The 23,238-nt window shown below is 59.1% G+C and carries 21 protein-coding genes; 3 read left to right on the forward strand and 18 right to left on the reverse strand.

Annotated elements, in window-relative coordinates; all coding sequences use genetic code 11:
- Positions 1-117: 117 nt before the first annotated feature.
- The 8 genes from CPH89_RS08595 to CPH89_RS08630 all read right to left on the reverse strand — a co-directional run bounded on the left by CPH89_RS08595 (position 118) and on the right by CPH89_RS08630 (position 9,277).
- Positions 118-1,002 (reverse strand): ABC transporter permease subunit, encoded by an 885-nt coding sequence (locus tag CPH89_RS08595; protein ID WP_015886412.1) that lies wholly within the window; start codon positions 1,000-1,002, stop codon positions 118-120.
- Entirely contained in the window at positions 999-1,919 is a 921-nt protein-coding gene (locus CPH89_RS08600) for an ABC transporter permease subunit (protein WP_053258548.1), read from the reverse strand. The genes CPH89_RS08595 and CPH89_RS08600 overlap by 4 nt, the downstream gene beginning before the upstream one ends.
- The gene (locus tag CPH89_RS08605; protein ID WP_003176776.1) at positions 1,916-3,058 is read right to left on the reverse strand and encodes an ABC transporter ATP-binding protein; all 1,143 of its coding nucleotides are present in this window, start codon (positions 3,056-3,058) and stop codon (positions 1,916-1,918) included. The genes CPH89_RS08600 and CPH89_RS08605 overlap by 4 nt, the downstream gene beginning before the upstream one ends.
- A 74-nt stretch (positions 3,059-3,132) precedes the next feature.
- Complete coding sequence (locus CPH89_RS08610) at positions 3,133-4,227, reverse strand: polyamine ABC transporter substrate-binding protein (RefSeq protein WP_053258549.1); 1,095 nt, start codon at positions 4,225-4,227, stop codon at positions 3,133-3,135.
- Positions 4,228-4,374: 147 nt separating this feature from the next.
- A complete protein-coding gene (locus tag CPH89_RS08615) occupies positions 4,375-5,469 on the reverse strand; it encodes a polyamine ABC transporter substrate-binding protein (protein WP_053258811.1) in 1,095 nt (364 codons plus the stop codon).
- A gap of 207 nt (positions 5,470-5,676) precedes the next feature.
- Positions 5,677-7,041 carry an aspartate aminotransferase family protein gene (locus CPH89_RS08620; RefSeq protein WP_053258550.1) on the reverse strand — a complete coding sequence of 455 codons (1,365 nt, stop codon included), beginning with the start codon at positions 7,039-7,041 and terminating at the stop codon, positions 5,677-5,679.
- Positions 7,042-7,099: 58 nt separating this feature from the next.
- On the reverse strand, positions 7,100-8,458 hold the full coding sequence (locus CPH89_RS08625; RefSeq protein WP_053258551.1) for a glutamine synthetase family protein: 1,359 nt from the start codon (positions 8,456-8,458) through the stop codon (positions 7,100-7,102).
- Between the two features lie 39 nt (positions 8,459-8,497).
- Complete coding sequence (locus tag CPH89_RS08630) at positions 8,498-9,277, reverse strand: gamma-glutamyl-gamma-aminobutyrate hydrolase family protein (protein ID WP_053258552.1); 780 nt, start codon at positions 9,275-9,277, stop codon at positions 8,498-8,500.
- A 278-nt stretch (positions 9,278-9,555) separates the two neighbouring features.
- Here CPH89_RS08630 and CPH89_RS08635 point away from each other — a divergent pair, with 278 nt between their 5' ends.
- Entirely contained in the window at positions 9,556-10,932 is a 1,377-nt protein-coding gene (locus CPH89_RS08635; protein WP_053258553.1) for a glutamine synthetase family protein, read from the forward strand.
- 227 nt (positions 10,933-11,159) lie between these two features.
- Entirely contained in the window at positions 11,160-11,801 is a 642-nt protein-coding gene (locus CPH89_RS08640) for a TetR/AcrR family transcriptional regulator (protein WP_053258554.1), read from the forward strand.
- A gap of 124 nt (positions 11,802-11,925) precedes the next feature.
- Here CPH89_RS08640 and CPH89_RS08645 read toward each other — a convergent pair whose 3' ends face one another.
- The 8 genes from CPH89_RS08645 to CPH89_RS08680 all read right to left on the reverse strand — a co-directional run bounded on the left by CPH89_RS08645 (position 11,926) and on the right by CPH89_RS08680 (position 19,204).
- Complete coding sequence (locus tag CPH89_RS08645; protein WP_003213899.1) at positions 11,926-12,141, reverse strand: TOBE domain-containing protein; 216 nt, start codon at positions 12,139-12,141, stop codon at positions 11,926-11,928.
- Positions 12,142-12,169: 28 nt separating this feature from the next.
- Positions 12,170-12,976 carry an aliphatic sulfonates ABC transporter ATP-binding protein gene (gene ssuB / locus CPH89_RS08650; protein WP_053258555.1) on the reverse strand — a complete coding sequence of 269 codons (807 nt, stop codon included), beginning with the start codon at positions 12,974-12,976 and terminating at the stop codon, positions 12,170-12,172.
- Positions 12,973-13,761: an aliphatic sulfonate ABC transporter permease SsuC gene (gene ssuC, locus CPH89_RS08655; RefSeq protein ID WP_053258556.1), complete on the reverse strand. Its 789-nt coding sequence runs from the start codon at positions 13,759-13,761 to the stop codon at positions 12,973-12,975. The genes ssuB and ssuC overlap by 4 nt, the downstream gene beginning before the upstream one ends.
- 9 nt (positions 13,762-13,770) lie before the next feature.
- A complete protein-coding gene (ssuD, locus tag CPH89_RS08660; RefSeq protein ID WP_053258557.1) occupies positions 13,771-14,919 on the reverse strand; it encodes an FMNH2-dependent alkanesulfonate monooxygenase in 1,149 nt (382 codons plus the stop codon).
- A gap of 25 nt (positions 14,920-14,944) precedes the next feature.
- Positions 14,945-15,913: a sulfonate ABC transporter substrate-binding protein gene (locus CPH89_RS08665; RefSeq protein ID WP_053258558.1), complete on the reverse strand. Its 969-nt coding sequence runs from the start codon at positions 15,911-15,913 to the stop codon at positions 14,945-14,947.
- A 94-nt stretch (positions 15,914-16,007) separates the two neighbouring features.
- Complete coding sequence (gene ssuE / locus CPH89_RS08670; protein WP_053258559.1) at positions 16,008-16,601, reverse strand: NADPH-dependent FMN reductase; 594 nt, start codon at positions 16,599-16,601, stop codon at positions 16,008-16,010.
- A gap of 307 nt (positions 16,602-16,908) precedes the next feature.
- Positions 16,909-17,547 carry a peroxiredoxin gene (locus CPH89_RS08675; protein WP_053258560.1) on the reverse strand — a complete coding sequence of 213 codons (639 nt, stop codon included), beginning with the start codon at positions 17,545-17,547 and terminating at the stop codon, positions 16,909-16,911.
- A gap of 292 nt (positions 17,548-17,839) precedes the next feature.
- Positions 17,840-19,204, reverse strand: coding sequence for an OprD family porin (locus CPH89_RS08680; RefSeq protein ID WP_053258561.1), 1,365 nt, complete (start codon positions 19,202-19,204; stop codon positions 17,840-17,842).
- Positions 19,205-19,574: 370 nt separating this feature from the next.
- Between CPH89_RS08680 and tauA the strand changes: the two genes are divergently transcribed.
- Complete coding sequence (gene tauA, locus CPH89_RS08685) at positions 19,575-20,561, forward strand: taurine ABC transporter substrate-binding protein (protein WP_053258562.1); 987 nt, start codon at positions 19,575-19,577, stop codon at positions 20,559-20,561.
- A gap of 47 nt (positions 20,562-20,608) precedes the next feature.
- Here the strand turns inward: tauA and argA are convergent, their stop codons facing one another.
- Both argA and argE read right to left on the reverse strand, forming a co-directional pair.
- On the reverse strand, positions 20,609-21,907 hold the full coding sequence (gene argA / locus CPH89_RS08690) for an amino-acid N-acetyltransferase (RefSeq protein WP_053258563.1): 1,299 nt from the start codon (positions 21,905-21,907) through the stop codon (positions 20,609-20,611).
- A gap of 133 nt (positions 21,908-22,040) precedes the next feature.
- Complete coding sequence (gene argE, locus CPH89_RS08695; protein ID WP_053258564.1) at positions 22,041-23,189, reverse strand: acetylornithine deacetylase; 1,149 nt, start codon at positions 23,187-23,189, stop codon at positions 22,041-22,043.
- Positions 23,190-23,238: the final 49 nt, after the last annotated feature.

The raw sequence follows: 23,238 nt of genomic DNA on the forward strand, positions 1-23,238 counted from the left end.
CAATCAAATGTGGGAGGGGGCTTGTTCCCGATTGCAGTCGGTCAGTCAATAGCTGCAGTGACTGGCGTTGCGCAATCGGGAGCAAGCCCCCTCCCACATGTTGAACCCGTTCCGGGGTTAGACCGGCGCAGGCGCCCGGCGCTTGTCCGGCTGCTGCCAGCCATCCGCCGCGGCTTCTTCAATCGCTTGTTGGATGGCTTTCTTGCGCATCTCTTCGGCCCGACGGCTGAAGAACCACACCAGGAAGGTCACCAACGACACCGCCAACAGAATCAAACTGGCCACGGCGTTGATCTCGGGTTTAACCCCAAGACGTACCGCCGAGAACACTTCCATCGGCAACGTGGTCGAGCCCGGGCCCGACACGAAGCTGGCGAGTACCAGGTCATCCAGGGACAGCGCGAACGACATCATGCCGCCTGCCGCCAACGATGGCGCGATCATCGGGATGGTGATCAGGAAGAACACCTTCCATGGCCGCGCGCCCAGATCCATTGCCGCTTCTTCAATCGACAGGTCCAGCTCACGCAAGCGCGCCGACACCACCACCGCCACATACGCCGCACAGAACGTGGTGTGGGCGATCCAGATGGTGACAATGCCACGCTCCTGGGGCCAACCGATCATCTGCGCCATGGCCACGAACAGCAGCAACAGCGACAGACCGGTGATCACTTCGGGCATCACCAACGGTGCCGTCACCAGGCCGCCGAACAGCGTGCGGCCCTTGAACTGGCTGATACGGGTCAGCACAAACGCCGCCAGCGTACCCAGTGCCACCGCCGCAACGGCGGTGTAGCAGGCAATTTCCAGGGAGCGCGCCACCGAGCCCATCAACTGGGTGTTGTCCAGCAGGCCCACGTACCACTTGATCGACCAACCGCCCCACACCGTCACCAGTTTGGATTCGTTGAACGAGTAGATCACCAGGATCAGCATCGGCAGGTAAATGAACAACAACCCCGCCACCAGCATGAAGCTTGAGAAACTGACGCGCTTCATATCTTGCCCTCCATCTCTTTGGCTTGGCTGCGGTTGAACAGGATGATCGGCACGATCAGGATCGCCAGCATCACCACCGCCAGGGCAGACGCCACCGGCCAGTCACGGTTGTTGAAGAATTCTTGCCACAACACTTTACCGATCATCAGGGTTTCCGGACCGCCGAGCAGTTCCGGGATCACGAACTCGCCCACCACCGGAATGAACACCAGCATGCAGCCGGCGATGATGCCGTTCTTGGACAGCGGCACAGTGATTTTCCAGAAACTGTTGAAGGTGCTCGAACCCAGGTCGGACGCAGCTTCCAGCAGGCTCTGGTCGTGTTTGACCAGGTTGGCGTACAGCGGCAGGATCATGAACGGCAGGTACGAATAGACCACGCCGATGTACACCGCGATGTTGGTGTTGAGGATCTGCAGCGGCTCGTTGATCAAGCCGATGGACATCAGGAAGCTATTGAGCAAGCCGTTATTGCTGAGGATACCCATCCACGCATACACGCGGATCAGGATCGCGGTCCAGGTCGGCATCATGATCAGCAGCACCAGTACGGTCTGCATTTCTTTGCGCGCGCTGGCAATCGCGTAGGCCATCGGATAGCCGATCAACAGGCACAGAAGCGTGCTGAAAAACGCCATCTTCAGCGAGCCCAAGTACGCGGCGATGTATAACTCGTCGTCGCCGAGCATCGCGTAGTTGCCGAGGTTGAGCACCAACTGCAGCTTTTGCTCAACGAAGGTGTAGATCTCGGTGTAAGGCGGGATCGCCACGTCGGCTTCGGCAAAGCTGATCTTCAAGACGATGAAGAACGGCAGCGCGAAAAACAGGAACAGCCAGAGGAAAGGAATCCCGATGACCACATGCCGGCCACCGGGCGTTATTCGTTGCAGCTGGCGTTTGAACTTCTTCATATTCATGAGCGAAGTACCACGCCGCTGTCGTCTTCCCACCACACGTAGACTTGGTCACCCCAGGTTGGGCGCTGGCCACGGCGTTCGGCGTTGGCGACGAAGGACTGCACCAGCTTGCCGCTCGGCAGTTCCACGTAGAACACCGAGTGGCCGCCCAGGTAGGCGATGTCATGCACTTTGCCGCTGGACCAGTTGTGCTCGCAGGTCGGCATTTCGGTGGTGACCAACAGCTTTTCCGGGCGGATGGCGTAGGTCACCGACTTGTCTTCCACTGCCGTGGCAATGCCGTAGCCCACGTAGATGTCGCGGTCCAGGTCCGGGCACTTGAGTACCGCGTGGCCTTCGGCGTCGTCCACCACCTGGGTGTCGAAAATGTTCACGTTGCCGATGAACTCACACACCAGACGGCTGGTAGGCGTTTCGTAGATGTCGATCGGGCTGCCGATCTGGGCGATCCAGCCCAGGTGCATGATCGCGATGCGTTCGGCCATGGTCATGGCCTCTTCCTGGTCGTGGGTCACCATCACGCAGGTCACGCCCACGCGCTCGATGATCTCCACCAGTTCCAGTTGCATCTGCGAACGCAGCTTCTTGTCGAGGGCGCCCATCGGCTCGTCGAGCAGCAGCAGTTTCGGGCGTTTGGCCAGGGAGCGCGCAAGTGCCACACGCTGACGTTGACCGCCAGAAAGTTGGTGCGGCTTGCGCTTGGCGTACTGGCTCATCTGCACCAGCTTGAGCATCTCGGCCACGCGCGCATCGACTTCAGCCTTGGGGATCTTGTCCTGTTGCAGGCCGAACGCGATGTTCTGCGCCACGGTCATGTGCGGGAACAAGGCGTAGGACTGGAACATCATGTTGATCGGCCGCTCGTAGGGCGGCATATCGGTGATGTCCACACCATCGAGGTAGATGCGACCTTCCGTTGGGCGCTCGAAGCCTGCGAGCATGCGCAGCAAGGTGGATTTGCCCGATCCCGATCCGCCGAGCAAGGCGAAGATCTCGCCTTTCTTGATTTCCAGGGACACATCGTCCACGGCAATCGTCTCGTCGAACTTCTTCGTGACCCGGTCGATTTTGACCAGCACCTTTTTCGGTGTCTGGTCGCCCTCGAGGGCTTTCTTATAGGCGCCGGAGGCAACTGCCATTTACGAAACTCCCAACAAAAAAGAGTGCAGTTCGCCCGAGGCAGGCGAACCCAGAATAGTTTGAGCCTTAAGCCTTACTTGCCCGTCTTGACCTTGGTCCAGCTACGGGTCATTAAACGTTGCACTTTCGGGGGTAGCTCGAAGTTGACGAACGTCCGGTCGAGAACCGCCTGCGGTGGGTAAACCGCTGCGTCAGTGCGTATCGATTGCTTCATCAGTTTGTCCGCCCCTGGGTTAGGGTTGGCGTAACCGACGTAATCACTGACCTGAGCGATCACCTCAGGTTGCAGTAAATAGTTGATGAAGGCGTGAGCCTCTTTGACGTTCTTCGCATCCTTGGGGATCGCCAGCACGTCAAACCAGAGGTTGCCGCCTTCTTTCGGAATCGCGTAGGCGATGTTCACGCCTTTGCCGGCCTCGCTTGCGCGAGCCTTGGCCTGGAACACATCACCGGAGAAACCGGCCGCCACGCAGATGTTGCCGTTGGCCAGGTCCGAGATGTATTTGGAAGAATGGAAATAGGTCACGTAGGGCCGCACTTTGAGCAGCTTCTCTTCGGCCTTCTTGTAGTCTTCGGGGTTGGTACTGTTCGGGTTCAGGCCCATGTAGTTGAGCACCGCCGGCAGCATTTCATCCGCCGAGTCCATGAACGAGACCCCGCACGTGGCGAGCTTCTTCATGTTTTCCGGCTCGAACAGCACGGCCCAGGAGTCGATATGGTCGACGCCCAGCACTTCTTTGACTTTGTCGACGTTGTAACCAATGCCGTTGGTGCCCCACAGATACGGCACGGCGTATTGGTTACCCGGGTCGTTCTTTTCCAGACGCTTGAGCAGCGCCGGGTCCAGATTGGAATAGTTAGTCAGCAACGACTTGTCGAGCTTCTGAAACGCCCCGGCTTTGATTTGCTTGCCAAGGAAGTGGTTGGACGGCACGACCACGTCGTAACCGGTACGCCCGGCGAGCAACTTGCCTTCCAGGGTTTCATTGGAGTCAAACACGTCATACACCGGCTTGATGCCGCTGGCCTTTTCGAAGTTGGCCAGGGTGTCGGCGCCGATGTAGTCCGACCAGTTATAAACATGCACAGTCGGCGCGGCCTGCACGCTGACAGCCAGCGTGATACCTGCACCCACCAGCAAGGCTTTGCGAAATAAAGAAATTGGCAAGTGGAGGTCCTCTTAAATAGTTGGGCCCAAAGTTGTTGCCCGGCAACAAAACCGGCGCGCAACTTACCCTCGATAAACCGATCCGGCAAAGCTTTCTATCATTTAATGTGTGGGAGCGGCGGTTCGCCGCCCCCACGGTTCAAAGGCTTATTTGCCCGATTTGATTTTGGTCCAGCTGCGCGTCATTTCACGCTGAGTAGCCGCCGGCAAGTCAGCAATGGCGTAGAGCTTGGCCTGCACATCCGCAGGCGGGTAAATGCCCGGGTCGCTGGTGATGTCTTTGTCGACCAGTGCGGTGGCTTTCTCGTTACCGTTCGGGAAACGGACGCTATTGGTGATAGCGGCCATAACTTCCGGCTTGAGCAGGTAGTTCATGAACTTGTAGGCAGCATCGACGTTTTCGGCATCTTTAGGGATGGCGACCATGTCATAGAAGCTGCCGGCGCCTTCTTTCGGAATGTCGTAGGCAACCTTGACCTTGCCACCGGCTTCAGCCGCGCGGGACTTGGCCTGCTGGATGTCACCCGAGTACCCCACGGCCACGCAGATGTTGCCGTTGGCCAGGTCGGAGATGTACTTGGACGAGTGGAAGTAGCCGATCGATGGGCGCAGCTTGAGGAACAGGTCCTCGGCTTGCTTGAGGTCAGCTTTCTTCTGGGTGTCGGTCGGCAGGCCGAGGTAATGCAGCGCCACCGGCAGCATTTCGGTTGGCGAGTCGAGGAAGCTCACGCCGCAGCTTTTCAGCTTGGCGATGTTTTCCGGCTTCATCAGCACGTCCCACGAGTCGATCTTGTCCACGCCCAGCGCAGCCTTGACCTTCTCCGGGTTGTAACCGATGCCGATCGAACCCCACATGTACGGGAACGCGTGCTTGTTGTCCGGGTCGCTGACCGACACGGCTTTAAGCAGGGATTTGTTCAGGTTGGCGTAGTTGGACAGCTTGGACTTGTCCAGCTCTTGATAGACACCGGCCTTGATCTGCTTGGCGAGGAAGTTGTTCGACGGAACGACGATGTCGTAACCGGACTTGCCTGCCAGCAACTTGGCTTCCAGGGTCTCGTTGCTGTCAAAAACGTCGTACACCACTTTAATGCCCGACTCTTTTTCAAAGTTGGCGATGGTGTCCGGTGCAATGTAGTCGGACCAGTTGTAGACGTGCAGCACTTTATCGTCTGCCTGGGCCGCGCCCGCCATTGCGCCCATCAGGGACAACGCGAGGAGGGTCTTGCCAGCGTTCTTCAAACCTAATGCCTTCATTTGGTGATGCTCCAATTTTTCTTTTTTGGGCCACGTTCTTTAGTCGTCTTACGACCCTTCCAAAGGGCAACAAAACACGGCGACAGTCTGGCAAGTTCAGGGGCCGGCTTTCAACCAAAGCGCCCTTTATTACTGCGTTTTTGTCACTGCCCGCACGCAGCGCCCGAAGCCGCTGCGCACTGAGCCTAGCACTTAGCCTTGCAATGCCGCCAAAGTCAGGTCCAGGCACTGGCGAGCCTTGGTCACCAACTCGTCGATTTCCGCCTTGCTGATCACCAGCGGAGGCGAAATGATCATGGTGTCGCCCACGGCGCGCATGATCAGGCCATTCTCGAAGCAGAACGTGCGGCAGATCATGCCCACACCACGGCCTTCGTAACGTTTGCGCGTGGCCTTGTCCTGCACCAGCTCAATCGCCCCGAGCATGCCGACACCGCGAACCTCACCCACCAGCGGGTGATCAGCCAGTTCCCTCAGACGTTTCTGCAAATACGGTGCCGTTTCTTCGTGCACACGGTTAACGATTTTTTCATCGCGCAGAATCCGGATGTTTTCCAGGGCTACCGCTGCCGCCACCGGGTGACCGGAGTAGGTGAAGCCGTGGTTGAAATCACCGCCTTCATTGAGCACGGCAACCACGTCGTCGCGCACGATCAGGCCGCCCATCGGGATGTAACCCGAGGTCAGGCCCTTGGCGATGGTCATCATGTGTGGCTTGAGGTCATAGAAGTCGCTACCGAACCACTCACCGGTACGGCCGAAGCCGCAGATCACTTCATCGGCGACGAACAGGATGTCGTACTTGGCGAGGATTTCCTTGATGCGCGGCCAGTAGGTCTCTGGCGGTACGATCACGCCACCGGCCCCCTGGATCGGCTCGGCAATAAAGGCACCGACGTTGTCCACACCCAGTTCGAGGATCTTCTCTTCCAGCTGGTTGGCGGCCCAGATCCCGAATTCTTCCGGGCTCATGTCGCCGCCTTCGCCATACCAGTACGGCTGGGCGATGTGGGTAATACCCGGGATCGGCAAGTCACCCTGTTCATGCATGTATGTCATGCCGCCCAGGCTGGCGCCGGCCACCGTGGAGCCGTGATAGCCATTCTTGCGGCTGATGATGATCTTCTTGTTCGGCTGGCCCTTGATCGCCCAGTAGTGGCGGACCATGCGCAACATGGTGTCGTTGCCTTCCGAGCCGGAGCCGGTAAAGAACACGTGGTTCATGCCGGCCGGTGCGATCTCGGAAATCACCTTGGCCAGTTCCAGCACCGGCGGGTGAGCGGTCTGGAAGAACAGGTTGTAGTACGGCAGCTCTTTCATCTGCTTGGCGGCGGCGTCAGCCAGTTCATCGCGACCGTAACCGATCGCCACGCACCACAGGCCGGCCATGCCGTCGAGGATCTTGTTGCCTTCGCTGTCCCACAGGTAAACGCCGTGGGCTTTGGTGATAATCCGTGGGCCTTTCACTTTCAATTGCTTGAAATCGCTGAACGGCGCCAGGTGGTGATCATTGCTCAAGGCTTGCCATTCACGGGTTTGCGGGTTGTTGCTGGACATACCAATCTCCTAGACTTTTCAGGTGAGGGCGCGCCAATCCTGAGGCGCGCCCGACGCATCAGACGGCGAAGAGCAGGAATTCCCGCTCCCACGAACTGATCACGCGCTTGAAGTTTTCATGCTCGGCCCGCTTGACCGCGACGTAGCCTGTGATGAATTTTTGACCCAGATATTTTTCGATGGTCTTGCTGTTTTCCATACGCTCAAGGGCGTCTTCGATGGTCAGCGGCAGGCGCAGGTTGCGGCGCTCATATCCGCGGCCCACCACCGGCGCGCTTGGGTTATGACCTTCGACCATACCGATGTAGCCGCACAGCAGGCTGGCGGCAATCGCCAGGTACGGATTGGCGTCGGCGCCCGGCAGGCGGTTTTCGACGCGACGGTTCTGCGGGCCGGCATCCGGTACGCGCAGGCCGACGGTGCGGTTTTCTTCGCCCCATTCCACGTTCACCGGCGCCGAGGTGTCGGGCAGGAAGCGGCGGAACGAGTTCACGTTGGGGGCAAACAGCGGCAGCAATTCAGGGATGAATTTCTGCAGGCCACCGATGTGGTTGAGGAACAGCTGGCTCATGGTCCCGTCTTCATTAGAGAAGACGTTCTTGCCGGTGGCGATGTCGATGATGCTCTGGTGCAGGTGCATCGCGCTGCCGGGCTCGCCGGTCATGGGCTTGGCCATGAAGGTGGCGGCCACGTTGTGCTTGAGTGCGGCCTCGCGCATGGTGCGTTTGAACACCAGGATCTGGTCGGCCAGGGACAGCGCATCGCCATGACGGAAGTTGATTTCCATCTGCGCGGTGCCGTCTTCATGGATCAGGGTATCGAGGTCCAGCTCCTGGAGTTCACACCAGTCGTAGACGTCTTCGAACAACGGGTCGAACTCGTTGGCCGCTTCTATAGAGAAGGACTGGCGACCGGTCTCCGGGCGCCCGGAACGGCCGATCGGCGGTTGCAGCGGGAAGTCCGGGTCTTCGCAGCGTTTGGTCAGGTAGAACTCCATCTCCGGCGCCACGATGGGCTGCCAGCCTCGGTCGGCGTAGAGCTGGAGGACTTTCTTGAGCACGTTGCGCGGCGACAGCTCGATCGGGTTGCCTTGCTTGTCGTAGGTGTCGTGAATCACCTGGGCGGTAGGCTCGATGGCCCAGGGCACCAGGAATACGGCGTTCTGGTCGGGGCGGCAGATCATGTCGATGTCGGCCGGGTCGAGCAATTCGTAATAGATGTCGTCTTCGACATAGTCGCCGGTCACGGTCTGCAACAGAACGCTCTCGGGCAGGCGCATGCCTTTTTCGGCGATGAACTTGTTGGTCGGCGAGATCTTGCCCCGGGTGATACCGGTGAGGTCGCCAATCATGCATTCGACTTCTGTGATCTTGTGGTCTTTCAACCAATCGGTGAGCTGGTCGAGGTTGTTACTCATAAATGCCTCTGGGCTGTGTTTCCTGACATCCATTAAAGGTCAGGCGTTGTTTGACGCAGCATCCGCGTCGCGTTGCATCGCCCGCTTTCGACAGGCCGAGCCAAAAGCCTGGAAGATCGCGAGGTAGTGCGGGTTAGAGCTTACCTGCCATTCGGGGTGCCATTGCACTCCTAAAGCAAAAGCCTTGCCCGCGGTGTAAGAAAAAGCTTCGATCAACCCATCCGGCGCAGTGGCTTCGACCTGCAGCCCCGGCGCCAGGCGATCGACACCTTGGCCGTGAATCGAGTTGACCTGAATGGTCTGCGGCAACCCCAGGCTTGCCAAGACGCCATTCGGGGCGATCGCGACGCTGTGCGCCGGGCCGTACTGAATTTCAACCGGCTGGGTGTCGTCTTCGCGGTGATCCATCATGCCCGGCACTTCATGAACCTTCTGGTGCAGGCTGCCGCCCAACGCCACGTTCATTTCCTGGAACCCACGGCAGATGCCCAGCACCGGCACGCCTGCCGCAATCGCGGCACGCAGCAACGGCAGCGTGGTCTGGTCCCGTGCAGAATCATGAGCAGTCCCGGGCGTGCTGGCCGGACCGTCGTAGAGAAAAGGTTCGATATTGGAGGGGGAGCCGGTAAACAGGATGCCATCCAGGCCGTCAAGAATATTGGCCGGTTCGAGCAGATCGCCCAAGGATGGAATGATCAATGGCAAGCCCTTGGCAGCGGTGGCCACTGCACGGACGTATTTGTCGCCACTGATGTGATAAGCATGCAGACCGACCTGTTTGGAGCAGGCGGTGACGCCGATTAACGGCAGGCGAGACATGAAGCACCCCGGTATTATTGCTGTTATGGGTTTGAATCGAGCTTAGCCTTGTTCATTTTTTTACACAACACCCCCGTAAAAAATACAACACGGCCCGCTCAAGCCTGCTAGTCCCAAGGCCATCAAACCCAAAAAACCGCCCCAAAAAGCCCCAAAAAAGGCCTGGAGGCGCTTTTTTAGGGCAAAAAAGGCCTCGCTTGACTTCGGCTAGCCGTTCGGGTTGACTGAAACCAGAAAAGATCAATGATTGATATTTTTAACAACAAAGGTGTTGCATCATGTCGGTACCCCCGCGTGCCGTTCAGCTTAACGAAGCGAACGCGTTCCTTAAGGATCATCCTGAGGTTCTGTACGTAGACCTTCTAATTGCGGATATGAATGGTGTGGTGCGCGGCAAGCGCATCGAACGCACCAGCCTCCACAAGGTTTACGAGAAGGGCATTAACCTGCCTGCCTCTTTATTTGCCCTGGATATCAACGGCTCGACGGTGGAAAGCACTGGCCTGGGTCTGGACATCGGTGATGCTGACCGAATCTGTTATCCGATCCCTGACACCCTGTGCAATGAGCCGTGGCAAAAGCGCCCAACCGCGCAACTGCTGATGACCATGCACGAACTTGAAGGTGAACCTTTCTTCGCCGATCCTCGCGAAGTGCTCCGCCAAGTTGTCAGCAAGTTTGACGACCTCGGTTTGACCATCTGCGCAGCCTTCGAGCTTGAGTTCTACCTGATCGACCAGGAGAACGTGAACGGCCGCCCACAACCGCCCCGCTCGCCGATCTCCGGCAAACGCCCGCACTCGACTCAGGTCTACCTGATCGACGACCTCGACGAATACGTCGACTGCCTCCAGGACATTCTGGAAGGTGCCAAAGAGCAAGGCATCCCGGCTGACGCGATCGTCAAGGAAAGTGCCCCGGCGCAGTTCGAAGTGAACCTGCACCACGTGGCCGACCCGATCAAGGCTTGCGATTACGCAGTACTGCTCAAGCGCCTGATCAAGAACATCGCCTACGACCATGAGATGGACACCACCTTCATGGCCAAGCCTTACCCAGGCCAGGCAGGCAATGGTCTGCACGTACACATTTCGATCCTGGACAAGGAAGGCAAGAACATCTTTGCCAGCGAGGATCCCGAGCAGAACGCCGCATTGCGTCACGCGATCGGCGGTGTGCTGGAGACCCTACCCGCCCAAATGGCGTTCCTGTGCCCCAACGTCAACTCCTACCGTCGTTTCGGCGCACAGTTCTACGTGCCAAACTCGCCGTGCTGGGGCCTGGACAACCGGACTGTGGCGATTCGCGTACCGACCGGCTCCTCGGATGCCGTCCGTATCGAACACCGCGTGGCCGGTGCCGACGCCAACCCTTACCTGCTGATGGCTTCGGTCCTGGCAGGTGTGCACCACGGTCTGACCAACAAGATCGAACCGGGCGCACCCGTGGAAGGCAACAGCTACGAGCAAAACGAACAGAGCCTGCCGAACAACCTGCGCGATGCCTTGCGCGAGTTGGACGACAGCGAGGTGATGGCCAAGTACATCGATCCTAAATACATCGATATCTTCGTCGCCTGTAAGGAAAGTGAGCTGGAAGAGTTCGAACACTCCATCTCCGACCTTGAGTACAACTGGTACCTGCATACTGTGTAAGCAGTGGTTGCACTGAAAAACGCCTCCGGCCTTTGGTCTGTGGCGTTTTTTTATGGGTTTCTTCCGGTGGACCGAGTCGGCCTCATCGGGAGCAAGCCCCCTCCCACAGTTGACTGCATTGCAAGGTTGGAACTCAGTCAACTGTGGGAGGGGTGCTCGCGATGGCGCCTTGGCAGACAACACCGGTTCCTGCTCATACAATGCCCGCTGCCTTGTAGGAGACTTCCATGACCACCCGCCCCGCCGCCCCTCGCAAACCCCGCGCCCGCAGCCAGGCCCGGATCGACGCGATCCTCGACGCCGCCCGCACCTTGCTGGCGACCGAAGGCGTGGCCAGTTTGTCGATCTACAGCGTGGCGGAACGGGCACAGATTCCACCGTCGTCGGTGTATCACTTTTTCGCCAGCGTGCCGGCGCTCCTCGAAGCGTTGACCGCCGATGTGCATGCAGCCTTTCGTGCAGCCATTCAGGCACCTATCGAGCACGCGTCACTCAAGCACTGGCGCGACCTGTCCTGCATCGTCGAACAGCGCATGCTCACGGTCTACGAGCACGACGCCGCCGCACGCCAGCTGATCCTCGCTCAGCATGGGCTCACCGAAGTGACCCAGGCCGACCGCCAGCATGATCTGGAATTGGGGGACTTGATGCTGGCCGTGTTCAACCGCCACTTCGAAGTGCCGACGCTGCCTGAGGATGTGGATGTGTTCGCGTTGGCGCTGGAGCTGAGCGACCGCGTCTATGCGCGCTCGGTGCATCAGCATGGGCAGATTACGCCGCGCATGGCTGAGGAAGGCATGCGGGTATTTGATGCGTATGTGGGGCTTTATTTGCCGGCATATCTGCCCAAGCGCCAAGTATTGGGTTGACTGCGCCGGCCTCTTCGCGAGCAAGCCCGCACCCACATTTGAAGGCATTCCACTGTTGGAACTCGGTCAAATGTGGGAGCGGGCTTGCTCGCGAAAGCGGCCTTAAAAGCACCGCAAATCCCGATCACAACTTGGCGATCGACACCTCGGTGGACTTAACGAAGGCAATCACTTCGCTGCCAATCACCAACTCCAGCTCTTTGACCGAACGGGTAGTGATCACAGACGTCACGATACCGGACGCCGTCTGCACGTCGATTTCCGACAGCACGTCACCTTCGACGATTTCCTTGATGGTGCCTTTGAACTGGTTACGCACGTTGATGGCTTTAATAGTCATGGTGTTCTTCCTTCGCGGGACAAGTGAGTTATTGAGCCCAACGCAATTGCGTCGGCAGCGGTGAAACAGGTTCGGGCTCCGGCGGCGTGCCGGGCAGCGACAGCACACGGTTAAGCACTTCGGCTTCCAGCGCAGCCAGGCGATGCGAGCCACGGGCGCGGGGGCGCGGCAGATCGACAATCAGGTCCAGGCCGATTTCGCCGTCTTCGATCAGGATGACCCGGTCGGCAATCGCCACGGCCTCGCTGACGTCGTGGGTCACCAGCAACACGGTGAAGCCGTGCTTCTGCCAGAGGTTTTCGATCAGTTGCTGCATCTCGATGCGGGTCAGGGCGTCCAGGGCGCCCAGGGGTTCATCGAGGAGCAGCAGGCGCGGTTGGTGAATCAGCGCACGCGCCAAGGCCACCCGTTGCTTCTGGCCACCGGACAAGGCCGCCGGCCACTCATTGGCACGCTCGGCCAGGCCGACCGCCTCCAGCGCCTCCAGCGCTTTGGGGCGCCAGTTACCGTTGAGACCCAGGCCCACGTTGTCGATGATCTTTTTCCACGGCAGCAGGCGCGCCTCCTGGAACATCAACCGCGTGTCTTCAATCGCTTCGCTCAGCGCTGCGGAGCCGGCCAACAGCTCGCCGCCGCTGGCTTTGTCGAGGCCGGCCAGCAAGCGCAGCAAGGTACTTTTGCCGCAGCCACTGCGCCCGACCACGGCGACAAACTGCCCAGCGGGGATGTGCAGGTCGATGTCCTTAAGCACTTCGCGCGTACCAAAGGCCTTGCGCAATTTGCGCACCGCCAGCGGGATGCCCTTGAGCAGGCGCGGAGGTTGTTGGGCGGTCATGCCGCACCTCCTTTGTTCACTTGGTAAGCCGGGTGCCAGCGCAGCCACACACGTTCCAGACCGCGCGCAGCCAAGTCGGCGAGTTTGCCGAGGATGGCGTACATGACGATGGCCAATACCACCACGTCGGTTTGCAGGAATTCACGGGCATTCATCGCCAGGTAACCAATGCCGGAGCTGGCCGAGATGGTTTCCGCCACGATCAGCGTCAGCCACATAAAGCCCAGCGCAAAACGCACGCCGACCAGAATCGAAGGCAACGCGCCCGGCAGGATCACCTGACGGAACAGGCTGAAGCCGGACAAGCCGTAGCTGCGCGCCATTTCCACCAACGCCGGGTCGACGTTGCGAATGCCGTGGTAGGTATTCAGGTAAATCGGGAACAACGTGCCAAGGGCGACCAGGAAAATCTTCGCGGTCTCGTCAATCCCGAACCACAGGATCACCAGCGGAATCAGCGCCAGGTGGGGCACGTTGCGGATCATCTGTACCGAGCTGTCCAACAGGCGCTCGCCCCATTTCGACAGGCCGGTGATAAAGCCCAGGGCCAGGCCGATGCTGCCACCGATCACAAAGCCCAAGCCGGCACGCCAGCCGCTGATGGCCAGGTGCGTCCAGATTTCGCCGCTGCGCACCAGGTTAACCCCGGCTTCGATGACCGCACTCGGCGCCGGCAGAATGCGTGTCGACAACCAACCCGCCGACACCGACAACTGCCACACCGCGAGCAATAAGACCGGTAGCACCCAAGGCGCGACACGATGGCTTAATTTTTCAACGTTCATGACAGCGCCTCAGCTCTGCGACGCAGCTTTGGGAAGGATGTCGTTGGCGACCATCTCGCCGAACGGGCTGACGTAACCGGCACTTTTCGGCAACGCGGGACGTTCGATGTCCAGGTGCGGAAACAGCAGCTCAGCCACGCGATACGACTCTTCCAGGTGTGGATAACCGGAGAAGATGAAGGTATCGATGCCCAGCGCAGCGTACTCATTGACGCGTGCCGCCACGGTGGGGCCATCACCTACCAGCGCCGTACCGGCACCACCGCGTACCAGGCCGACACCGGCCCACAGGTTGGGGCTGACTTCGAGGTTGTCACGGTTGCCGCCGTGCAAGGCCGCCATGCGTTGCTGGCCGACGGAGTCGAAGCGCGCCAGGGACGCCTGGGCACGGGCGATGGTCTCGTCGTCCAGGTGGGAGATCAGTTTGTCGGCGGCTTTCCACGCCTCATCGTTGGTTTCCCGCACGATCACATGCAGACGGATGCCGAAACGCACCGTGCGCCCCAGTTTCGCGGCCTTGGCCCGCACCTGTTCAATTTTTTCCGCGACCGCGGCCGGAGGCTCGCCCCAGGTCAGCACCATTTCCACTTGTTCAGCGGCCAGGTCCTGGGCGGCTTCGGAGGAGCCGCCGAAGTACAGCGGCGGACGCGGCTGCTGGATCGGCGGGTAGAGCAATTTGGCGCCTTTGACGCTGATGTGTTCGCCGTCGTAATCCACGGTTTCACCTTCCAGCACACGACGCCAGATGCGGGTGAACTCCACGGAGGCCTGATAGCGCTCTTCGTGGCTGAGGAACAAACCGTCGCCGGCCAGCTCTTCCGGATCACCGCCGGTCACCAGGTTAAACAGCGCACGGCCACCGGACAGGCGGTCCAGGGTCGCCGCCTGACGCGCAGCCACCGTCGGGGAAATGATCCCGGGGCGCAGGGCGACGAGGAATTTCAGACGCTGGGTCACCGGGATCAGCGAGGCGGCCACCAGCCACGAGTCTTCGCAGGAGCGGCCGGTCGGGATCAACACCCCGCCGAAACCCAGGCGGTCGGCCGCCTGTGCCACTTGTTGCAGGTAACCGTGGTCAACGGCGCGAGCGCCTTCGGCGGTACCCAGGTAATGGCCGTCGCCGTGGGTAGGCAGGAACCAGAAAATAGTGAGGCTCATGGAGTTGTCTCCTGAAGAAGTCGAATTACGGCGCTTTGGCAACGGCGGCGGGTGGCGTCCAGATCACGTCCTTGATGCTCAAGGGTTTGGGGATCAATTTGAGCTGGTAGAAGCTGTCGGCGATTTTCTGCTGGGCGGCGACCACTTCCGGGGTCAGGAACAGCGCGCCGTAGCCTTGGCGCTTCACCGAGGTCAGGGTGATGTCAGCCGGTAGGCCGAGCAGCGGTGCGACTTGTTCCGTGACTTCCTGCGGGTTGGCTTTGGACCACTCACCTACCGCACGCACTTCTTCCACCAGCGCCTTGATCACATCCGGGTGCTGTGTGGCGTACGGTTTGGTGGCCAGGTAGAACTGGTGGTTGTCGGCGATGCCGGTGCCATCACGCAGGGTGCGCGCTTGCAGTTGTTTTTCGGCGGCGGCCTGGTACGGGTCCCAGATCACCCAGGCGTCGACGCTGCCACGCTCGAACGCGGCGCGGGCATCGGCGGGCGGCAGGAACACGGTGTGCACGTCGGTGTATTTCAGGCCGGCATCCTCCAGGGCGCGTACCAGCAGGTAGTGCACGTTGGAGCCTTTGTTGAGCACGATTTTCTTACCCTTGAGCTCGGCCACGGAGTTGATCGTCGAGTCTTTGGGCACCAGGATCGCTTCACTGGTCGGCGCAGGCGGTTCGTAGGCGACATAAAGCAGATCGGCGCCGGCTGCCTGGGCGAATACCGGCGGGGTTTCGCCGGTCACGCCGAAGTCGATGGAACCGACGTTCAGGCCTTCGAGCAGTTGCGGGCCACCGGGGAATTCCGTCCACTGCACCTGCACGCCTTGGGCGGCCAGGCGTTTTTCCAGCGTGCCCTTGGCCTTGAGCAACACCAGGGTGCCGTACTTTTGATAACCGATCCGCAGGGTTTCGGCGGCGTGGGCTTGAACCATGGCGCCGAAGGACACAGCCGCAGCAAACAGTGCGACCAGACCACGACGCAAGATGACAGTGCGCATGGCGCTCTCTCCAAAAAATGCGATTGGGGGGTTGGCTGCACCTGCTTGGCCGTTGGCGGCTGAGTAAGGTGAGTACTACAAAATCCGGTAAGGCTTAAATGCTCCAGCGAGCACTCAACAAACGGTCATTTAACACATTGGGATCAAGGGGTTTCGGGCGACGGGCCATGGCGCTGTAGAGCGTCTCCAGGGCCTCGTGCAAACGCTGCTCAAGCACTGGCACCAGTTGCGCCTGGGCACTGCCCTCGCCGTAAGCGATCTGGCTGTCTTCGGCAAAGATGCCGTGGAGCAGCTCCTGGGCTTTGAGGGCCGACAACACCGGCTTCAAGGCGTAGTCCACTGCCAGCATGTGGGCGATGCTGCCGCCGGTGGCCATCGGCAAGACGATCTTGTGGGCCAGGGCGCGCTCAGGCAGCAGATCGAGCACGGTTTTCAACGCACCCGAGAACGAGGCCTTGTAGACCGGCGTGGCGATGACCAGGCCGTCGGCGTTGGCGACTTGCTGCAACAGGTCGATGACTTTGGGACTGTCGAAGCGGGCGTGCAGCAAGTCTTCGGCCGGGAAGTCCCGTATCTGATAACTCACCACTTCCACGCCTTTGTCTTGCAGCCACTGACGGGTTTTTTCCAGCAAGACCCCGGAGCGGGAACGCTGGCTGGGACTGCCTCCAAGTGTTACGACCAGCATGCAGGTATTCCTTGAGCAAGTGTCGGCGGTTCGCTGTGTGCGGTGGAGCCAAGATGGAACAGACCATATCAGCTGATTTATATATCTATAAATCTTATTTTTTCATTTGTTTATTCCCTAAAAATATATGAGATTTATTCATTTTCAGGCGAAAAAAAAGGCCGTCGAAACGGCCTGAAAACCCCTGCTGTGTGAGACGGTCTACAACTTGAAATGCGCTCAAAATGTGGGAGCGGGCTTGTTCGCGAAGGCAGTGTGTCATTCAAAGGTGCATCAACTGACAGCCCCTCCCACACTGGATTATGTGTCAGCGATTAGGCTGTGGGGTCAGCCGCAGATACGGCTTCACCGCGCGATAGCCTTTGGGAAAGCGTTGCTTGATTTCTTCCTCGTCCTTGAGCGACGGCACAATCACCACGTCATCGCCGTCCTGCCAATTGGCGGGCGTGGCGACCTTGTGGCTGTCGGTCAGCTGCAGCGAGTCGATAACCCGCAGGATTTCGTGGAAGTTGCGGCCGGTGCTGGCCGGGTAGGTAATCGTCAGGCGAATCTTCTTGTTCGGGTCGATCACGAACAAGGAGCGCACGGTGAGGGTGTCACTGGCATTCGGGTGGATCAGGTCGTACAGGTCCGACACCGTGCGATCGGCATCCGCCAGGATCGGGAAGTTAACGACCGTGTTCTGGGTTTCGTTGATGTCTTCGATCCACTTGTGGTGCGAGTCCACCGGGTCTACCGACAGCGCAATCGCCTTGACGCCGCGCTTGGCGAATTCGTCCTTGAGCTTGGCGGTAAAGCCCAACTCGGTGGTGCACACCGGAGTGAAGTCCGCCGGATGGGAAAACAGCACGCCCCAGCTATCGCCCAGCCATTCATGGAAGCGAATCTTGCCGGCGCTGGAATCCTGTTCGAAGTCGGGGGCGATGTCGCCCAATCTTAGGCTCATGGTGTGGCTCCTGGTGAGTGCTTATGGAGCCTACTGTGCATGGGTTATAGATTATTTAAAAAGAATAAATATCGCTTTATTTAGACGATAAACGAATATTAAAAATCAATTCATTGGACGCGGGAAACGCTGAGGATCAACATCCAACACAAGGTTCGAGAAGGCCTTGAGACGCTGTACCAAGAGGGGTTTCAGGAAGGGCTTGCGGGGGTTGAGCCCGACTTGAAAAGAAAGACACCTTGCCCGGCATTGCGCCGGGCAAGGTTTACAGTCTTACAACAGCTTCACGCTACTAGAACAGTGGCAGCGAGTAGCTGACGATCAAACGGTTTTCGTCCTGGGAACGGGTGTTCGCCAGATCGGTACGCCACATAGCGTTTTTCCAGGCAACGCCGAGGTTTTTCAGCGGGCCTTCTGGAATCACGTAGGCAACGGTGATGTCGCGTTCCCACTCGGACTGACCGGTGGTTTCAGCGCGACCGGCGTTGTTGGCGATGGTGTCGATGTCGCTACCTTTGAGGTAAACAACACCGGCCGTCAGGCCTGGCAGGCCAACCTTGGCGAAATCGTAAGCGTAACGTGCTTGCCAGGTACGCTCGCCTGCGCGGGCGAACTTCTGGATTTGCATGTCAGTAGTCAGGTACGCCGACGAACCGTCACCTTGGTTCAGCCACGGGAAATCGCTGCTGCCGTTGCTGACCTGGTAACCACCACCAAACGTGTGACCTGCAACGGTGTACAGGAACAGGCCGCTGTACAGGTTGTTGTCAACCTTACCCTTGCCGGCGTTGAAGGTGTTGTAGTTGCCGGTGGTGTAATAGGCAGGCGTGTTACCGTTCAGACCGTCGTCGGTGCTGTGGAAGTAACGCAAGTCAGACTTCAATACGCCCGGGCCGATCGACCAGTTATGGGTCAGACCCAGGAAGTGTTGCTTGTAGAAGTCTTCCAGGTTGCCGTAGTAGTACTGGGCAGTCAGATCCTTGTTGATCTTGTAGTCACCACCTGCGTAGTAGAACTTATTGACGAACTTGCCGGCGCTGTAGTTAGAGCTACCGTTGGCACCGCCCAGCGACAAGCCTTCGTTGTTGCTGGAGTTACGGCCCTTGGCATGCTCAATCTGACCACCAACCAAGGTCAAATCCTTGATGTCGTTGGTAGTGATCTGGCCACCTTGGAAGGTTTGCGGCAGCAGACGACCGTCGTTGGTCACGATAACTGGCAGCTTAGGCTGCAAAGTGCCCAGCTTCAGTTCGGTCTGGGAGACTTTGACCTTACCGGTCACGCCCAGGCTGGCGAAATCACTGACAGCCTTGTTGCCGTCGCTTGGGAACACAGTGCCGCCCGAAGAGGTGCCGCTGTAGTTGCCGTGGTTATCGCGGCTGGAGTCCAGACGCATGCCGTACAGGCCGATAGCGTCAACACCAAACTGAACGGTACCTTGGGTGTAACCCGAGATGAAACGCAGGTCGAAGCCTTGGCCCCATTCTGCGTTCTTGCTACGGCTGCTCGCCGTAGGCGCGCCGTCACGGTTGTCAGTGTTGATGTAGAAGTTACGCAGACCCAGAGTGGCCTTGCTGTCTTCGATGAAACCGGCAGCGCCTGCTTGCTGAGCGATTGCGCCCAGGGTCACAGCCAACGCCAATGTTGACTTCTTCATGTACCGCTCCTCTCATTTCTAATTTTTGTATTTCTTTGGTCCCGGATCTGACGCCCTGGATCCACAGATGCGCGATTAGCGCCAGATAGTGACTACCAAGTCAATCGTAACTTTGTATGTCTACTACCTTGGTCTAAACGCTGTTGATTTGGTCCCTGCAGGGTAATGAGTTTTTCATACACCCAAAAAGAATTGTTTCATTCTTTTTCATACGATTCAGGAATAAGGCTTTGCATGCAGCAAGCCGGTCAGCATAGACCAACCGCCCCATAAGCTAATTCCTAAATGGTATTTACTAGCCTTTTTTTAGATCGATTAGTGTTGCCGTACAGTTGCATACGTCACCCACGATCAAAAAGGCGACGCCATCATGGCCAAAGGCACATCCTCTCGTCAATTTGTTACAGTTTTTGTGTCACTAATAATTTCTTTTGGTGTCCAAGCGGCCGATTTAACCATCGGCTATCAAACCGGCATCGACCCCAGCAAAGTCGCCCAGGCCGATGGGCTCTACGAAAAGGCGATTGGCGAGAAGATTGCCTGGCGCCGATTCAACAGTGGGCCGCAAGTCGTCACGGCTATCGCATCCGGCGATGTACAAATCGGTAACCTGGGTTCCAGCCCTCTAGCAGCGGCGGCTTCACGCAATCTACCGATCGTAGCCTTTATGGTATCGGCGCAGATCAATGCTTCTGAAGCGCTGGTGGTGCGTAATGGCAGCGGCATCGACACACCAGAGGACCTGGTCGGCAAAACCATCGCCACCCCCTTCGTCTCAACCTCTCATTACAGCCTGCTCGGCGCGCTGAAGCATTGGGGCCTGGACGCCCAAAAAGTCAACGTGGTGAACCTGCAGCCCGCAGAGATTGCCGCCGCGTGGAAACGTGGCGATATCGACGGTGCGTTCGTGTGGTCGCCAGCCCTGGGCGAGATCCGCAAGACCGGAAAAACCCTGACAGATGCGGCCCAGGTGGGCCAGTGGGGAGCGCCGACATTCGAAGTGTGGGTGGCACGCAAGGATTTCGCGGAAAAACATCCTGACGTAGTGGCCAAGTTTGCCAAGGTCACGCTGGACTCTTTCGCCGACTATGCCGCCCATAAAAACGGCTGGACGGTAGACTCTGAACCGGTGCAGAAAATCGCCAAATTGACAGGTTCGAATGCCGTGGATATTCCTGAGCTCTTGGCCGGCACCACCTTCCCGGATGCCCAGGCGCAGCAAACCGAAGCCCTGCTTAAAGGGGGCACAGCGAAGGCGATTGGAGAGACAGCGACGTTTTTGCAGGAACAGGGGAAGATCGAAGCGGTGCTGCCGGATTACTCAGCGTACGTGACCGACAAGTTCATCAACCCGTAAGCCAGCTCCTGCAGGAGCCAGCTTTTTATCAGGCAGGAAAATCGGCGTTAGAGGGCCTTCTCGAAAATCTTCGAATTACGCTGGTAGTTGTACAGCGAGGCTCGCGCCGAAGGCAGACGATCAACGCTGCTCGGTACAAAACCACGCTCACGGAACCAGTGGGCGGTACGCGTGGTGAGGACAAACAGCGTCTTCAACCCCTGCGCTCGGGCTCGGGTTTCGATGCGCTCCAGCAACACATCACCGCGCGCACCGTGGCGGTATTCCGGGTTCACGGCCAGGCATGCCAACTCACCGGCGTCCGAGTCTGCGATTTGATACAGCGCCGCACAGGCGATGATCATGCCTTCGCGCTCGACCACACTGAACTGCTCGATCTCACGCTCCAGCACTTCGCGCGAACGCCGTACCAGAATGCCCTGCTCTTCCAGCGGGCTGATCAGGTCGAGCAAACCGCCGACATCTTCAATCGCCGCTTCGCGCACCAGTTCAAATTGCTCCTGGGCCACCAGCGTACCGCCGCCATCCCGGGTAAACAGTTCGGTGAGCAATGCGCCGTCTTCGGCGTAGCTGACGATATGGCTGCGCCCTACGCCGCCACGGCAGGCTTCGGCGGCGGCGTCGAGCAGTTCAGCCTGATAGTTGTTGCCCAGGCGCTGCAGGTGCGCCGGCACTTGTTGCGGGCGCAGCTCACGAACCAGGCGACCGTGTTCATCGATCAGCCCCAGGTCGGCGCCAAACAGCAGCAGCTTGTCCGCACCCAGGTCGATGGCGGCGCGGGTGGCAACGTCTTCGCAGGCCAGGTTGAAAATCTCCCCGGTGGGCGAGTAACCCAACGGCGACAGCAGTACGATGGAGCGCTCATCCAACAGACGGTTGATGCCCTTGCGGTCGACCCGGCGCACTTCGCCGGTGTGGTGGTAATCCACGCCTTCCAGCACACCGATCGGCCGCGCGGTGACCAGGTTGCCGCTGGCCACCCGCAGGCGCGAGCCTTGCATCGGCGACGAGGCCATGTCCATGGACAGGCGCGCTTCGATCGCAATACGCAGCTGGCCGACCGCGTCGATCACACACTCCAGCGTCGCGGCATCGGTGATGCGCAAGCCTTCGTGGTAAACCGGGGTCAGGCCGCGCGCTTCAAGGCGCGCTTCGATTTGTGGGCGCGAACCGTGGACCAGCACCAGCCGCACGCCCAGGCTGTGAAGCAGCACCAGGTCGTGAACGATATTGCCGAAGTTGGGATGTTCCACACCGTCGCCGGGCAGCATGACCACAAAGGTGCAGTCGCGGTGGGCGTTGATGTAAGGCGAAGCGTGACGAAGCCAATTGACGTATTCGGGCATAACACCTGGGCCTGTAATAAAAAGCAGCCAAAAAAGGATGAATCGTGAAAGCGCACAGCGGGCTGATGGTTATCGTCGGAACAGGCTTGGCGACACGCTCACTCTCCTTATGTACGAATGGGCTGGGGTTAATTTATGCAGGTTTGAGGCAGTAATGTTCGATCAGTTCTCGCAATAGACGCACTGTAGGCGTCAAGCGTGACATTTCGAGGTACTCACCTGGCTGGTGAGCGCAGGCAATATCGCCAGGGCCGAGCACCAGGGTTTCACAACCAAGGCGCTGAAGATAAGGCGCTTCGGTGCCGAACGCTACTGCTTCGGCACGATGACCGGTCAATCGCTCCGCCACCCGCACCAGCTCGGCGTCTTCGGCCTGCTCGAACGGCGGCACTTCGGGGAACAGCGGCGCGTAGTCGATCTTGACTTTGTGACGCTCGGCCAAGGGTTCGAGCTTCTGCCGGATAGCGTCGCGCAGTACTTGCGGGTCCATGCCCGGCAAGGGCCGCAGGTCGAATTCCAGGGAACATTGACCGCAAATGCGGTTGGGATTGTCACCACCGTGGATGCAGCCGAAGTTCATGGTCGGTTGCGGCACGCTGAATTGCGGGTTGCGGTACTCACGCTGCCAGGCCAGGCGCAAGCCACGCAGTTCGCCGATGGCGTCGTGCATGGCTTCAAGAGCGCTGTGGCCCAGGCTTGGGTCCGACGAATGGCCGCTTTGGCCCAAAATATCAATACGCTCCATCATCACGCCTTTGTGCAGGCGGATCGGCTTAAGCCCCGTCGGCTCACCGATCACCGCCGCGCGACCCAACGGGCGCCCCGCCTCGGCCAGCGCGCGAGCGCCGGACATGGAGCTTTCTTCGTCGCAGGTGGCGAGGATCAGCAACGGTTGCTTGAACGGCTGATCCAACAATGGCAACACCGCTTCAATGGCCAGTGCAAAAAAGCCCTTCATGTCGCAGCTGCCCAACCCCACCCAACGGCCGTCGACTTCCGTCAGTTTGAGCGGGTCGGTTTTCCACAGCGCAGCATCATAAGGAACGGTGTCGCTATGACCGGCCAGCACCAGGCCGCCAGGGCCGCTGCCAAAACTGGCGAGCAGGTTGAACTTGCCAGGGCTGACTTGCTGGATATCGATGGCAAAACCCAGGTCGCCCAGCCAACTGGCGAGCAGGTCGATCACCGGGCGGTTGGTCTGGTCGAGAGACGCTTGGGTGCAACTGACCGACGGCGCGGCAACCAACGCGGCGAATTGCTCTTTCATGGACGGTAACGGCATGCGCGGCCTCTCAACTTCCCGGATGAGCCCCACTATAGAACCATCTGCA

This window comes from Pseudomonas fluorescens, assembly GCF_900215245.1.
Lineage (GTDB): Bacteria > Pseudomonadota > Gammaproteobacteria > Pseudomonadales > Pseudomonadaceae > Aquipseudomonas > Aquipseudomonas fluorescens.

Excerpts from the sequence above, each read along its gene's own strand:
- CPH89_RS08595 (WP_015886412.1), bottom strand. The coding sequence starts at position 1,002 with ATGAAGCGCGTCAGTTTCTCAAGCTTCATGCTGGTGGCGGGGTTGTTG.
- CPH89_RS08600 (WP_053258548.1), bottom strand. The coding sequence starts at position 1,919 with ATGAATATGAAGAAGTTCAAACGCCAGCTGCAACGAATAACGCCCGGT.
- CPH89_RS08605 (WP_003176776.1), bottom strand. The coding sequence starts at position 3,058 with ATGGCAGTTGCCTCCGGCGCCTATAAGAAAGCCCTCGAGGGCGACCAG.
- CPH89_RS08620 (WP_053258550.1), bottom strand. The coding sequence starts at position 7,041 with ATGTCCAGCAACAACCCGCAAACCCGTGAATGGCAAGCCTTGAGCAAT.
- CPH89_RS08625 (WP_053258551.1), bottom strand. The coding sequence starts at position 8,458 with ATGAGTAACAACCTCGACCAGCTCACCGATTGGTTGAAAGACCACAAG.
- CPH89_RS08630 (WP_053258552.1), bottom strand. The coding sequence starts at position 9,277 with ATGTCTCGCCTGCCGTTAATCGGCGTCACCGCCTGCTCCAAACAGGTC.
- CPH89_RS08635 (WP_053258553.1), top strand. The coding sequence starts at position 9,556 with ATGTCGGTACCCCCGCGTGCCGTTCAGCTTAACGAAGCGAACGCGTTC.
- CPH89_RS08640 (WP_053258554.1), top strand. The coding sequence starts at position 11,160 with ATGACCACCCGCCCCGCCGCCCCTCGCAAACCCCGCGCCCGCAGCCAG.
- CPH89_RS08645 (WP_003213899.1), bottom strand. The coding sequence starts at position 12,141 with ATGACTATTAAAGCCATCAACGTGCGTAACCAGTTCAAAGGCACCATC.
- ssuB (WP_053258555.1), bottom strand. The coding sequence starts at position 12,976 with ATGACCGCCCAACAACCTCCGCGCCTGCTCAAGGGCATCCCGCTGGCG.
- ssuC (WP_053258556.1), bottom strand. The coding sequence starts at position 13,761 with ATGAACGTTGAAAAATTAAGCCATCGTGTCGCGCCTTGGGTGCTACCG.
- ssuD (WP_053258557.1), bottom strand. The coding sequence starts at position 14,919 with ATGAGCCTCACTATTTTCTGGTTCCTGCCTACCCACGGCGACGGCCAT.
- CPH89_RS08665 (WP_053258558.1), bottom strand. The coding sequence starts at position 15,913 with ATGCGCACTGTCATCTTGCGTCGTGGTCTGGTCGCACTGTTTGCTGCG.
- ssuE (WP_053258559.1), bottom strand. The coding sequence starts at position 16,601 with ATGCTGGTCGTAACACTTGGAGGCAGTCCCAGCCAGCGTTCCCGCTCC.
- CPH89_RS08675 (WP_053258560.1), bottom strand. The coding sequence starts at position 17,547 with ATGAGCCTAAGATTGGGCGACATCGCCCCCGACTTCGAACAGGATTCC.
- CPH89_RS08680 (WP_053258561.1), bottom strand. The coding sequence starts at position 19,204 with ATGAAGAAGTCAACATTGGCGTTGGCTGTGACCCTGGGCGCAATCGCT.
- tauA (WP_053258562.1), top strand. The coding sequence starts at position 19,575 with ATGGCCAAAGGCACATCCTCTCGTCAATTTGTTACAGTTTTTGTGTCA.
- argA (WP_053258563.1), bottom strand. The coding sequence starts at position 21,907 with ATGCCCGAATACGTCAATTGGCTTCGTCACGCTTCGCCTTACATCAAC.
- argE (WP_053258564.1), bottom strand. The coding sequence starts at position 23,189 with ATGCCGTTACCGTCCATGAAAGAGCAATTCGCCGCGTTGGTTGCCGCG.